The following is a 14,038-nucleotide window of genomic DNA, read 5'->3' on the forward strand; positions in this document are numbered from 1 at the left end:
CACCCTGAATGAAGCTAAAACCCCCACTCCAAGCCCACCCCAAAGTGGAAAAAATCCCTCAAAAGTTCATCACCAGCTAGACTTACATCTCTATCTAATGCCCAACTATATGTGGCATGGACAGACGCGGACCAACAGTCATTAATTGCATAGACACCCTCGAGCTGCAGGGCAAAATGGTTCCAGCCGTCATGGCCATCAGATACATACCCCTGATTTACCCCAACGATTCCAGCAGCCCCAATGGCTAGTGACTCCGTTAGTTCGTATTCGCGCAGTACTGAGAATTCGATAAACGCGCCCTCTGCATCAAAAGAATAATAACCATCAGCAGCCAATTCTATCTCAGCTGGCAAACCTGACCAGATCACCCCCAAGCCGAGTTCGTTGTCATATGCACTATCAAAAGGAGTGCGAATATGTGTGTAAGCACCATAGAACTCCCAATTGCCAATCTCATGGCTCAATATGAGTGATAGCTGAAGCTCGTCGTATTCTTGATCCGGTGAAAAACCATACCAAGCGCCCGCAGTAACATGCTTGCCGCCATGGAGGAAGCCCGTGGACATCAATGAATCACCATCTAAGTTATCTCTACCTTCTGAAAAATAACGACTATCCCAATGAAGGTGAACACTTCCCTCATTTTCAGCCAAGCCAGTCCGCTCCTCCATCATCAACTGGCTCTCAGGTTGGTGAGCTGACAATACTCCACACAAGCTAAGATAGCACAGCGGCCTAACCAGAGGTAAAAACATTGATTGCGAATTCATGACGCGCATCTAGCAAACCCTCTGAGACTTGTAAAGATTCTCTAGCCATATTATGTCATCAATGATATTTCGTTAGCTATGTCTCCCAAACATAATTTTACGGCTATCTTAGTCATCGCCGTCTCCCTATCAACGCCGCTCGCTCAGCTCCATGCTGTTGAAGACGACTGGAAATCACTCTTTAATGGTCACGACCTAACTGGCTGGAAGGCCAATCAAAACCCAGAATCATTCACGGTGGAAAATGGTCTACTCAAGACTCATGGACTCAATGACATGGCTCATCTGTATTATTTTGGAGAAAACGACAATCAGCCAGAAAAGTTTATTAACTTTGAGTTCCGCTGCGAGGTACTGGTCATGGCAAAATCTAACTCCGGCATCTTCTTCCATACAAACTACGAAAAAACTGATCACTTTCTCAAACACGGCTACGAAGCGCAGATCAACAATGATCCGAGAACAACTAAAGAGCTAACAGGGAGCCTATTCGCTGTCATTCCCGTATTAGAGTCGCCGGTGAGAGACGAGGAATGGTTTCGCTATTATATCAAAGTCGATGGCAATCACATCATCATCAAGGTAAATGATACCATCACCGTAGACTACCGAGAGGGAGAAAACCCCGTTCGCAAACCGTTTCGTAAGGATCGCTTGCTACAAAAAAACGGTGGCGCCCTTGCCATTCAAGCCCATGACAAAGACAGCACCGTGTACTTTAGAAACATCCAACTCAAAAAACTACCTTAATGAGAGAGATCTACTGAGCGATGATATTTAGATCTCCATTGAATATAACAGTTGGTAATACTTCGAAGGAGTACTCGACCATCACTTCATCTTGATTCTCAGCAAAGGGTGAGCGATGCACAATCTGCACATACCATTCTCCCGCCTCATCAATGCCATCAAACCAATCCGTTAGATCGAACTCCTTACTCACTAACTCCGTCTCGCTGGTATTCACAAAGGTTTCCACGACCTCTAATGTTTCTAGCTGGGAATCTTGCTCATGTTCACCAGTCATTGAAGCTCTGTCTTCAGCTTTGACGATGCGCATTTCCGTCACACTCTCTGGATAGAGTTCCTCTAACTCGACTACGAGATTCGGGTAATCCGCTCCGTAGGTATTACCATCGCCAAGCGGTTCTGTGGCATCAGAAAGATTTGAGCTCCCTTCTGGTAGAATGGTCAAATCACCCAATGGCTTAGGAAAAACATGCAGATAGACTCTAGCTAACACCATCTTCTCGCTATCGTCTATGTCGGCACAATCGTAAACCTCAGGGCAAGAATTATCGGCATGATTGCACAGCCCATTCACACAATCGTCAGCCAACTTCTTCTTAATTTCATCATCAACGGTTGGGTCAGTATCTTCACCTTCCTTAGAATTACCAGGGTTACTAGAATCCACACCATCAACGTTATTGCCGTGGCCATTGTTGGATTTGCCATCATCTACCACCTCCTCAAGCAGGCAGTCTGGCATCGCATAAATAGTAAATATCTCTACACCCGCAGCTTGTGAGGCTGGAATTGCTGGAATAACCGTAGCTTGCTCATTGCTGGTCGTTCCGTTGACTGTAATTTCTAATCGAGCATATTCTGTCAGCTCTCCTCCTTCAGCTTGATATTCATGCACAAACTCCACCACTCTAGCAGCTGGATTTTCTGAGTCTGGCTTCAATCCGGAAATAGTATAATTCACCGTGAATGCTAGATCTGCACGAGTACGCTTGAGCACACCAGTGTTGGCGTCAAATCCCTCGTAATCATCTAGCGTCTCCAGCGTTAGCGTTGCCTTGGGACCATATGCGCCAATGAATTTCTCGTCTAGCAACCACGACTCGCTACCATCCTCTTTAACCGCCCAAAGCTCGTATTTAGACCCCATTTCGAAGATTGGCAGAGACGACTTAGACTCACCTTTATCTGGCAAATCGTCTAGATAGGCTGGAGTATCGCCATTTTGAGGAAGTTCGATAATGAAGTTCACATAATCCCCTGCTAACAATCCACTTGTTCCGAGTGCTATCGCTGATAGACACCTCCATTTGACTATTGATTTATTTTTCATTTTCATCACTTCCCTTCTATTTATTAAATTCCGTTAGATCTAATTTTGTTGCCGTTGGCCTACGAGCCATTACCGCAACGACCACCACACGCTGTATAACCATCTGTTCACGCAAGGCATCACTCAGGGGTTCTTTGCCATTGGCCTGGCTGCGGCTGAGTTCTTGTGTTTTCAGCCAGCGCCTATTCTTTTGTAAAAAATCTCCCCACTGCAGTAAATTGCCTTGAGGTACCGCTACGATATGCTGAGTCAAATGCTCTGGCATATAAATCACCGCGCCCTTCGGCACGATTGTCCACTCACCATTGTTAGTCAGAATTGTCGACTCGGCAATGATATCGCGCTTCTTCTTTTGCACAATTTTCGGCTCATCGAGTGGCGCGGCTTTCTGTTTGGCTAACTGCTTTTGATAGCTCGAAAGTAATTCTTTATGATCCGCTTCACTAAGAAACTTCACCTCTTCAGCACCAGCTATCATGCAGAATCCCATGGCAGCCAAAGCCACCGTTAGACATCTAATAATCATAGCTCCTCCTTCTATTGAAAGCTAACGAGGAAAACCATATCTTGCATGTCGTACCCTTTATCATCAGGGTTGCCACTTTGTTCGTAGGTGTACCTGCGGTCTAGTTCAGCGATATAAATCACATCCTTTTCCCCTAGCACAACCGTGTTGGTCTCGGTGTCGAGATACGGCTTGAGATAAGATTCCACATCACCGTCGTTCCCCATTGGCGTATAGTTAGGAAATGAATCACCATTGCGCAGAGCTATGAACGAATGATCAGGGTTACTCCTATCAGTACCTGTCCAGCGGTAGTAGTTGCCAGACTGGTTGCTTACTCCCTGCATGCCAAAATGAATCTCTTCACCATCTATCACCTCCTTAGTAAATAATGGCTTGTTGCCATTGGTCTTAAAGTTTTTAGCTTTGGCGTCGAACAACTGATAGGTCTCACCTGCCACTTTACACTGTAAAAGCACGTAGTTATTCCCCCCCCAGTAACCGGCACCAATCGCCCATACTGTCATCGTTGAGCTCTCCACTGGCAGCAAGACATCTTCCTCGGTGATTTCTGCGCCGATATCCTCCGTCTGCGCATAGCTTACCTCCCAGTTAAGTTGAACATGGCTACCTGACCTAACCTCAGAATAGGCTGTTAAACCAGTCACCCACAGCGAGCCAACCGGTTTATCTTCTTCAGCTACGGATACACCTACCAGCATAGCTAACATTGCAATCGTCAATCTGTTTTTCATCTTTGTTTCGGGAATGGATGTGAAAGTCCCAGCCTAGCTGAAATATCAACTATACTGGAATTCCTGAGAACAGACTCCTAAGCACTGGTCTCAGCCAGCTCGATCAAAGCACACAAAGAATTGGCGGGAGTTAGCCAAAAATCGACTATCCTAAAATACAAACACCCGTTCACATTTGCAACATAAATCTAAATTACAGATACCCACAACCCACTGAAAAACAACACATTGCAGTATCTAAAAACAAGCTTCCTCAATGAAAAAACAGCCAAATAGCTCAGGTGACTAGCCACCCCCAAAAAAAGCGCCACGATGTTTCGCAAATGCAAAACATTCACCCTGAGTGAGTAAAAATTACCAAGGTAGTAACTTAGTCCCTTGTTGGGTAAATTCATCCCAATAGCGCTCTAGCTGAAGTCTATGGTCAGCGGATAGACGGTGGCCAACTGGCGCCAGATTATCTTCTAGCTGGCTAAGCGAGTGCGCGCCAGGAATCACCGAACTAACTTCTGCATAACTTAATAAATAAGCGATCGCCTGATGGGATAATTTCTCGCCACCATGGGTCAGCCAGCTGAGCCCGTCAACCAAACGAGCGCGCTCGGCAATTTGCTCACTAGTCCAACGCGCGCGTGGGCCGTCAAAAACAGAATTTTCATCAAAGCGGCCAGTAAGCCAGCCACTATCTAGCGGGACTTTAGTTAAAATTCCCGCATCATATTTACGCACGGCATCAAAAGCAAAGCGAGCGTCTTGGTGGAAGATAGAAAATAACACCTCTATCACCTCCGCTCCTGCTTCGAGGCAAGCTCGCACCTCACCCGCCCAGTCCACACTAGCGCCAAAGTGACGAATTCTTCCCTCATTCTGTAGCTGGCGCATAGCATCCCAGATTGGGTTTTCAGCTAGCTGGACGTCAGGAAATGGATTGTGTAATAACAGCACGTCTAAATAGTCAGTCTGTAAACGGTCTAATGACTGCGACAAACTTTCATGCATCCAGTCGACCGAAAAATCAGTACCGCCACCAGGAACGTGGCCAAATTTCCCCACAATCACAGCATCCTCACGCCGCCCTTTGAGCGCCTCGCCGAGAAGACGCTCACTATTTGTATCCCCATAGTTAGGAGCAGTATCAAAAAGATTACAACCAAGTTCCAGCGCGCGATGGACCATTCTGATACCCTCGGCATCATCCATCGGCCCCCAGAACTCACTTGTTCCCAGCTGCCAGGTTCCCATTCCTATCTCGGAAACCTGCAGGCCAGTTTTACCTAACTTTCGATACTGCATCTGCGTCTAATGATTAGTTATTCGCCATTATCATCCACAGGGATGATTTCGAAGCGGAAGACATTATCGCGACCCAGATAACGAGTTGCTAGATTATTGATCTCATCAACCGTGATTGCGGCGTAGTCGGCATCTCGCTGGCGAGCCCAATCCAAACGATATGGCTGGCGCTGAGAATTCCCCATCACTGTACCTAACCAGTAACCGTTATTGCGCAGGGACTTTTTCAGCATGGATAGACGTGGCTGCAGGGCGCGGTCTAGCTCGTCCTGGCTAGCTCCTTTTTCACAAAGCTCAGCAGCAATTTCTACCATCAGCTTGCTCACCTTGTCGACTTGGTCTGGGTTACCAGGACTATAGGCAACAACGTAACCCAAGTCGTCGAATACATCATTGCCGCTGAAGTTAGCCCCTGGGCTGTATGCTTCTCCCAGCTCCTCACGTAGTTTTTCACGCAGCCTATTCGTTAGAATATCAGAAAGAATTCCGAAGCGGCGGTTCAGGCCAATCGTGTCTGGCTCAAGACCGATAGCCTTCCATGTCACCACGGCGATACCAGTAGGCACTTTGCTGCTGAATTCCCAGCGTTTGCTAACTGGTGGTTTTGGAAATTCTAACTTACGCTCTGACTTCAAATTAGGATAAGCCTTATCGCGCTCAGGAAGCGCGCCTACCGTAGCGGCTAGCGCATCTACCAGCTGGCTCGGGTCAAAATCACCGACCACACTAACTTCCATGTAACCTTTTTCCAGCTGCGGCTGCAGCCATTTCTTGAGATCTTCGCCAGTGAAGGCTTCCGCTTGCTCGCGTGTTGGGAAAACAAATCGTCCATCATCGCCACGTAGATAGGCGCGCATTTTCGCCAGCGGCCCAGCTTGGGTATGCTCCATCTGCGAGTAAATCGCTGGCAACTGCGCCTTGTATTGGCGTTCAGCCTCGGCACGATAACCAGGATCTAGCAAATAGGCGCACATCAACTCCAACTGAAGTTTGAGATCTTCAGGAGTCGTCGCGCCGCTGAAGATGAAACTATCTTCACTAACGGCAAAACTAACCCCTACATTTTTTCCAGCTAGGATCTGGCGCAAGTCATCAGAGCTGTGCTCCCCAAGACCACCCGCGATGAAGGTTGAGTTAGCAAATTGGTCGATGCCCACTTGCTCTTTATGCTGGCACAATTTACCACAACCCACATGAGCTGAGATGCTGATATTATTTTTTTCGAAGTCAGTCTTTTTGAAATTTACCCGCACTCCGTTAGCAAACTCAAACTGAGTAAACCCGAGGTCTTTGACTTCGTGCAGTTGCGGCGCTGGAGCTGCCGTGCCGAGATCGCTATAAGCAAACGCCTTTACCTCGCGCTCAGCCGGTGCTTCTACTTTCACTTGCTTGCTCTGCATGTAGAGTTCGCTCAGCTCGCCAACCTTGTCGGCGTCCGCATTCTCTTTGCTCGTTAGAATGAGCTTCACATCTGGAGATTTCCAGAAATCAGCAAATGCCTGGTGAACTTGCGCTAGATCTATCTGCGCGATATTTTCTTTGAAAACACGCAGGTCTTCGGCTGGCGTAGAAAAGACACTCTTGGAATGAATGTTCTGCACGATCGATGATGCTAGAGCTGGCGACTTACGACTATCAGCTGATTTTACTGAGTTCTCGTACATTGACGTTAGATTCGCCACAACTAGCTGGAGTTCGTCTTCGGTAAATCCGTATTCGATGGCACGGCGAGTTTCTTGCTCGAGCACTGGCAGTGCTGCTTCCCAGTTATGATCTGCTGCAACCACCGAGATATTGCCAAATTCTACAAACTTAAACCAGTTGCTGCGGTAGGCGCTGCCACCTGTGATCACCGCATTCTCTTCCTTGGCTAACAAGGAAAAGCGCCTATCTAAAATAGCATTTGCTAGAAACAATGGCAGACGCTCAGCTCGAGTCGCCACAGTGTCAGGCTTGTCGACAAATGGCTTAGTAACAATCAATGATAGATCGGTTTCACTGAGTTCTTCATCGGTAAATATAGCAGCTTCAAATCCTCCACCCTGAGAAACCTTTCCCCAATCAGGAGCTGGCTGAACTTCCTCTGGGTTGGTCATGGTTTCAAAGTTCGCTTTTATAGCCGCCTCCGCCACAGCTGGATCCATGTCCCCCACAAAAACAAATGTCATGTTTTCAGGTTTATAGAACTGGCTGTAAAAATCAGTGAAGGCCTTGCGCGGTGCACTTTCAATCACCTGCTCCGTACCGATAGGAAACCTAACTGGAATCAATGAATCCGGCATGAGATATTCAAACTGCTTTTCCATCAGCCGCATCTGCACAGAATCGCGTGATGTTTTCTCAGCCAGAATCACACCGCGTTCTTTATCAATCTCAGTATCATTAAGCAGCGCGCCATCGCAGAAATCGCGCATCACATTGTAACCAAGTTCTAGAGTGTCTCCATCCGTGTTAGGTAGATCTAGCATATACACGGTTTCGTCAAAAGAAGTATAAGCATTGGCGTGAGCGCCAAAAGCAATGCCCAGACGCTGCATGCGCGGAATCAACTCACTTGGATCAGGATAATGCTTCGAGCCATTAAATACCATGTGCTCAAGAAAATGCGCCACGCCTCGCTGGTCGTCGCGCTCCATCAGCGAACCCGCCGCAATGTGCATGCGCATGCTAACACGCCCCGGTGGCTCAGCATTTTGCATGATGGCATAACGCATGCCATTTTCTAGCTGGCCAAACTTCACATTGGCATCCACCGCAATGTCGCTGCCATCTTGTGGCCACAGAGCCGCTGGTTTTTCAGCCAGCTCGTTACCAGCTGGCTGGCTTTGGATTTCTTTACCGTCAACGAGTTGGGGGACAAAGCAAGCCATGCTTGCAGCCACACCCAATGTCAGAAAATTTCTAATCATGTTCCTAAACTCGGCAGCATCGTGAATTTGTCAAACTCCAAACCGATTCATTCCCACCAGAAACTCATGATTGAAATACTCACCAGCCACCCTAGCAAGCCACTTTCTCAGGTGATAGCCAGCGGTGATAGACCTAGCGATTCGTTCATTAGAAGTATTCTATGAACCAATTCACCACGCGAGCGCATCTGTCACATGGATGTGTCGCGAAATCTAAGCGCAATTTGTTATCCTAATAAAACCTACGCAAAAAGCTGCAAAAATATGTGACATATTGCTCAAGATGCAGGCTTTCACCTTGACGTAAGAATTCTCTATCCATAGCGTCTGGCCGTTCGCGCCGTGATACGGTGATTAGCTTATGAATATTCACGAATACCAAGCCAAAGAACTTTTTGAAAAGTTCGGCGTCCCCAGCCCAAAAGGAAAGGTGGCGTCTACCGCCGCAGAAGCCCAAGCCGCAGCCGAAGCAATCGGCGGCAGTGATCTAGTTATTAAAGCCCAAGTCCACGCAGGTGGTCGCGGCAAAGGAACTTTCAAAAACGGATTTAAAGGTGGTGTCCACTTGGTAGACAGCCCTGAAAAAGTAGCTGAAATCGCCGAGCAGATGATTGGACAAACTCTCGTCACCAAACAAACTGGTGATGAAGGTAAACTTGTTAGCAAGGTCATGATCGCAGACGCCTGTGACATCTCGCGCGAACTCTATCTGGCTATCCTAATGGACCGCGAAAGTGGCGGCCCAGTTATTGTTGCTTCTACTGAAGGTGGCATGGACATTGAAGAAGTCGCTGAAAGCACTCCTGAAAAAATCATCCGCCAGTGTGTGCACCCGCTCGCCGGCCTCCAGCCATACGAAGTTCGCAAACTAGCAGCTGCTCTCCAGCTAGCTGGCGCAGAAGCCAAACAATTTGCTGTTCTCATCAAGAACCTCTACAAGCTGTTCATCAGCTGTGACTGCTCAATGGTGGAAATCAACCCGCTAGTAGTTACTCCGGAAGGTGAAGTGCTCGCTCTCGATGCCAAGTTCAACTTCGACGATAACGCACTCTATCGTCATCCAGAAATCGTCGCCTACCGCGATCTATCAGAGGAAAACCCGCTAGAAGTAGAAGCTGGTGAATACGACCTCAACTACATCGGCCTCGACGGTAACATTGCCTGTCTAGTAAACGGTGCTGGTCTCGCCATGGCGACTATGGACATCATCAAACATCACGGTGGTGACCCAGCTAACTTCCTCGACGTTGGTGGTGGTGCCACTAAAGAGCAAGTTTGCGCAGCATTCAAAATCATTCTATCAGACAGCAAAGTAGAAGGCATTCTCGTCAATATCTTTGGCGGCATCATGCAGTGCGACATCATTGCCGAGGGCATCCTCGCCGCAGTGGAAGAAACTGGCCTAAGCATCCCTCTGGTGGTGCGCCTTGAAGGCACTAACGTTGACCTTGGTAAGAAGATCATCGCTGACTCAGACCTCGCTGTGATCGCAGCTAGCGACCTCGACGACGCAGCCAAGAAGATTGTTGCCGCTATCGCCTAATGGCCTAACCCTAATTAATTCCTAACTAACTTTTCTATCATGGCTATTTTAGTAGACGAAAACACCAAGGTGCTCATCCAAGGCATCACCGGCGGATTTGGTGCCCGCCACGCCAAGCTCAGCTTGGAATACGGCTCGCAGATCGTTGCCGGTGTCACCCCAGGTAAGGGCGGCCAGCTGTTCGAAAACCAAGTGCCTATCTTCAATGGTGTGGCTGAAGCCGCCAAAGAATCTGGCGCCACAGTCTCAGCTATCTTTGTTCCTCCTCCATTTGCAGCTGACGCCATCCTCGAGGCGGTCGACGCTGAGCTCGACCTCGTTGTCGCCATCACCGAAGGCATTCCTGTCGCTGACATGATGCGTGTGAAAGCCGCCATGAAAGGCAGTAAAACTCGCCTCATCGGCCCTAACTGCCCCGGCATCGTGACTCCTGGTACAGGTGAAAATTCACACGGTGGCTGCCGCATCGGCATCGCACCAGGATACATCCACCGTCGCGGCAACATCGGCGTGGTTTCTCGCTCAGGCACACTCACCTATGAGGCTGTCTATCAGCTCACTCAGCTCGGCCTCGGCCAGAGCACCTGCGTTGGCATCGGTGGTGACCCTATCAACGGCACTTCACACCTCGACGTGCTGAAGATGTTCAACGACGATCCTGAAACTGAAGGCATCATCATGATTGGTGAAATCGGTGGATCCGCTGAAGCCGAAGCTGCCAAGTGGGCCAAAGAAAACTGCAACAAACCAATCGCTGCGTTCATCGCTGGTGCCACAGCGCCTCCAGGACGCCGCATGGGCCACGCCGGCGCCATCGTTGGTGGAGCAGACGACACCGCTGAAGCCAAGAAGAAGATCCTCGCAGAATGCGGCATCGCCGTTTCTGAGACACCTTCAGACATGGCCAAGACGCTCGTCTCTATCATGTAATTCACATCTCTAGCTAGAGAACTAATTTCTCTAGCTAGAGAACTAATTTCTCTAGCTAGATAATAAATTTAAAGCCGCTTCCTGCTGGGAGCGGCTTTTTTTTGTCGTCATAAATGCCAGCTAGAAATAGCTAACAAACTCAGCTAGAGTTTATTTCAAATCATCCATCACCTGACGAGCTAGCCGTTCGCTATAACGATGGATTTTCCAATGACCTGGGCTCCAGCCTTTTAGGAATCGATAGAAATCCGTCCACGCCACAGGGTAGAGCGACCGCCACTCCGCCTCCAAGGCATCGGCATCCACCGAGCTAGCTAGCTCTATCAATGCTTTGCGCAATTCAGTAAAATAGAAATCTAGCAACTCAGATTCATAGCGTTCGCATTCATCTTCATGCAAACAACTGCTGATGAAGTAAGCCACATCCTTCATGCCACAGCCACCGCCGACGTACTGAAAATCAACCGCCGCCACCTCGCGGCCAGACGGAGAAAAACAAAAGTTAGCCAGTTTGGCGTCGCCGTGAACCAGTGTCTGATAGACGCAGTTGTTAAGCTTATCATCAATAACCGGTGCCATCATTTTCAGCTGCTCACAATCCAGCTGGTCTAACTCATCAGGGCGAGTTTCTAGATGCCAATACGTTCCCACCGGCCACAGTCCAGCTGGATTTACGCCAAGAAAAGTCGCATGAAAATGTGCCAGCCAGCTCAGGCATGCCAACATCTCCACCTCACTCACACTTGTCACTCTCTCAGCAAACCCACAGCTATCAAGGTCCTCGAGGACGATCACCAGCTCATCATCTAACTTTTCGACATGCAAACATCTCGGTACCCTGCACGACTCACCACACTGCTGTGCCCATTTTTCATACCACGCCGTCTCCACCTGATAGGATCTCAGCTTGCGCTGGTGTGACCTGTCAGTATTCCAGCCACGTGGATGCGCCGACGGCTGCGGCAGGCTAACATGTTTCACAATGACACTAGCCGCAGTACCCCGAACTAACTGACAGCGGACAATTTCGCCATAACCACTCCACAGGCTCTGAACCATCTGCCTTTGTCTAATAGCTCTAGCGCCAGTGGCCGCCAAAATGATCTGTTCTACCTTGTCGTTCATGAGCAATTTCTTCATCTCCTGCCACCGCCATCCATACAGCAATCCCCCATTCATCACCAGCCAGAAGCTGAGCTACGGGACAGGCACGGCCTGCGACCTAAAGTACGCTGCGCTACAGGTTCTCCCGCATCCATGCCTCCGAGCGATTCTTCCACGTTCGTATCCTAAAATAGCTCAAATCATACAAGCCGCTTCTTACAAGAGGCGGCTTTATTTTTTGCATGAGCTAAAGCTCTTGTCATTTGATTTGCTGTTGACTCCTAACCAGACAGATTGATTATCGAGTGAGAGTTTCCACTGATATATAATGCCTACCACACCCAAAGAGACATCTAACGATAGACAATCAAAGACCAAGAGAAAAGTTCTAGCTATCGTCCTCCCTGCAGTCATTGGGCTACTAGGCGCAGCTTTCTCTGTTTACGCATTTGAAGATTACGGCTGGACCCTTTTCCTAGCCCTGCCCATCATCGTGAGTTTTCTATCAACCATGATTTGGTCTAGCGGGCAAAAAACGTCATACTGGAGTAACTCCGGTCTAGCGTGTGCAAGCATTCTCTTACTTGGCCTCCTGCTCATCTTGTTTGCGATCGATGGGCTAGTTTGCCTGATTATGGCACTCTCTTTAGCTGTCATATTGGCACAAGTAGGCACACTGCTAGGTATATTTGTTAGCAGGAACGTGAACCGCAAAAATGGCACATCCATCTCGCTAATGGTTTGCCTCCTCTTCCCCTGCCTCGTTAGTTTTGAAAATGCTACCAAACCACCACCTAGCATCAGAAAAGTCACTAGCTCTGTATTGATCGATGCACCTATCAATGAAGTTTGGCAGACCGTCATAGCCTTCCCGGACATCAACACTCCAGCCGAAGGCATATTTAAAATGGGTATCGCTTATCCAATTAAAGCGCATATCGACGGTCAAGGAGTTGGTGCAATTAGATATTGCTGCTTTTCAACAGGTGATTTCGTAGAACCCATAACCGTATGGAATGAACCTCACCATCTAGCATTTACAGTAAGTGAAAATCCTGCACCGATGGAAGAACTTACCATCTACGGTGATTTTCACGCTCCGCATCTACACGGCCACATGGTGTCCAAGAAAGGACAATTCATTCTCAAACAACAAGGTGATAAAGTCCTATTAGAAGGAACTACCTGGTATAGCCACTCAATCTCACCTGAATTCTATTGGGGTATCATCTCCGACGAAATCATTCACAAAGTGCACTACCGAGTACTGGACCACATCAAAGCTCACGTAGAGAAGAACTAAACTCACGCATCTATTCCAGCTACTTTCTAGTCATCATAGTTTCACCGATCTATCATCTCCATTCAAATTTTAACTATCACAGAAAACTAGCCAGCTGAGCGATAAAACTTAGTTAGCTAGACCTTGAAAAATAAATACCATGTGGACCTGTAAAGCATGCAACACAAAAATAGAAGAAGACTGTTGGGAGACCTGCTGGAACTGCAATTGCCCCAACAACCTAACCAAAGAGGAATTCGACGAAGTCGCGAAATTAGAAGAAGATGATGAAGATGAAAAACTCTACCAATGCCTCAGATGTGAGGTGACTATGAAATGGATAGGAAAAAAGAGATTTCACGAAGGTACTAGAGCATGGTCATTCATTTTAGGTGACCTCGGCGAGCTTTTTGTAAACCAAGAGCACTACAACGTCTTTGGTTGTCCGAAATGCGGAAAGATTGAGTTTTTTGGAGATGTTGGAAATGAGTCATTCCAAGAAGTCAGTGAAATCAATGCCGATATGCGCTCGCCTTTTTTATAACGACCCCACGAATACGAAGCTCATCAGACATGGAACCACAAATATTATGGCTGGTTCTGGTTGCCATTCCAGCTTGTTGCCTAGCTGATACACTCTCTCATTAGAATCAAGCTAGCTAGGTCTGATAGATCTAAATAGCGCTTTGGCTGTATCTATGGGGAGCCCTTTCAGGGCTCGTATTTGCTGGCGAATTCTCCCCCGCGGGATGGCTACGCCATCGCACGGGGGACTGACTGAAACTTTGTGTTTTTGGTCTAACTCTAATCATTGATTCTTTGAATCAGTGATAAAAAATTCTTACTCGATGGAGGACGGAGTTC

General features: G+C 48.0%; 12 protein-coding genes. 5 read left to right on the forward strand and 7 right to left on the reverse strand.

Features of this window, described 5'->3' with window-relative positions:
- Nucleotides 1-14: 14 nt before the first annotated feature.
- Nucleotides 15-773, reverse strand: a complete 759-nt coding sequence (locus tag JIN82_RS05330) for a hypothetical protein (protein ID WP_200310611.1) — start codon at nt 771-773, stop codon at nt 15-17.
- A 78-nt stretch (nt 774-851) separates the two neighbouring features.
- Between JIN82_RS05330 and JIN82_RS05335 the strand changes: the two genes are divergently transcribed.
- Nucleotides 852-1,523 carry a 3-keto-disaccharide hydrolase gene (locus tag JIN82_RS05335; RefSeq protein WP_200310612.1) on the forward strand — a complete coding sequence of 224 codons (672 nt, stop codon included), beginning with the start codon at nt 852-854 and terminating at the stop codon, nt 1,521-1,523.
- A 10-nt stretch (nt 1,524-1,533) separates the two neighbouring features.
- On the opposite strand, the gene JIN82_RS05340 is transcribed toward JIN82_RS05335, so the two are convergent.
- From JIN82_RS05340 to JIN82_RS05360, 5 genes are all read right to left on the reverse strand, one after another.
- Entirely contained in the window at nt 1,534-2,853 is a 1,320-nt protein-coding gene (locus JIN82_RS05340) for a hypothetical protein (RefSeq protein ID WP_200310613.1), read from the reverse strand.
- Between the two features lie 16 nt (nt 2,854-2,869).
- Complete coding sequence (locus JIN82_RS05345) at nt 2,870-3,379, reverse strand: hypothetical protein (protein WP_200310614.1); 510 nt, start codon at nt 3,377-3,379, stop codon at nt 2,870-2,872.
- Nucleotides 3,380-3,390: 11 nt separating this feature from the next.
- Complete coding sequence (locus JIN82_RS05350; RefSeq protein ID WP_200310615.1) at nt 3,391-4,113, reverse strand: hypothetical protein; 723 nt, start codon at nt 4,111-4,113, stop codon at nt 3,391-3,393.
- A 354-nt stretch (nt 4,114-4,467) separates the two neighbouring features.
- On the reverse strand, nt 4,468-5,406 hold the full coding sequence (locus JIN82_RS05355) for an aldo/keto reductase (RefSeq protein WP_200310616.1): 939 nt from the start codon (nt 5,404-5,406) through the stop codon (nt 4,468-4,470).
- Nucleotides 5,407-5,423: 17 nt separating this feature from the next.
- Entirely contained in the window at nt 5,424-8,315 is a 2,892-nt protein-coding gene (locus tag JIN82_RS05360; protein ID WP_200310617.1) for a M16 family metallopeptidase, read from the reverse strand.
- 361 nt (nt 8,316-8,676) lie between these two features.
- Between JIN82_RS05360 and sucC the strand changes: the two genes are divergently transcribed.
- Together sucC and sucD are read left to right on the forward strand one after the other, a co-directional pair.
- Nucleotides 8,677-9,858 (forward strand): ADP-forming succinate--CoA ligase subunit beta, encoded by a 1,182-nt coding sequence (gene sucC / locus JIN82_RS05365; protein WP_200310618.1) that lies wholly within the window; start codon nt 8,677-8,679, stop codon nt 9,856-9,858.
- 39 nt (nt 9,859-9,897) lie between these two features.
- Nucleotides 9,898-10,788, forward strand: a complete 891-nt coding sequence (sucD, locus tag JIN82_RS05370) for a succinate--CoA ligase subunit alpha (RefSeq protein ID WP_200310619.1) — start codon at nt 9,898-9,900, stop codon at nt 10,786-10,788.
- A 150-nt stretch (nt 10,789-10,938) separates the two neighbouring features.
- Here the strand turns inward: sucD and JIN82_RS05375 are convergent, their stop codons facing one another.
- Complete coding sequence (locus tag JIN82_RS05375; RefSeq protein ID WP_343221725.1) at nt 10,939-11,913, reverse strand: phosphotransferase; 975 nt, start codon at nt 11,911-11,913, stop codon at nt 10,939-10,941.
- 307 nt (nt 11,914-12,220) lie between these two features.
- Here JIN82_RS05375 and JIN82_RS05380 point away from each other — a divergent pair, with 307 nt between their 5' ends.
- Both JIN82_RS05380 and JIN82_RS05385 read left to right on the forward strand, forming a co-directional pair.
- Nucleotides 12,221-13,195 (forward strand): SRPBCC family protein, encoded by a 975-nt coding sequence (locus tag JIN82_RS05380; protein WP_200310621.1) that lies wholly within the window; start codon nt 12,221-12,223, stop codon nt 13,193-13,195.
- Between the two features lie 139 nt (nt 13,196-13,334).
- A complete protein-coding gene (locus JIN82_RS05385) occupies nt 13,335-13,718 on the forward strand; it encodes a hypothetical protein (RefSeq protein WP_200310622.1) in 384 nt (127 codons plus the stop codon).
- Nucleotides 13,719-14,038: the final 320 nt, after the last annotated feature.

It is taken from the genome of Persicirhabdus sediminis (assembly GCF_016595495.1).
In the GTDB taxonomy this organism is placed as follows: Bacteria; Verrucomicrobiota; Verrucomicrobiia; order Verrucomicrobiales; family Akkermansiaceae; genus Persicirhabdus; species Persicirhabdus sediminis.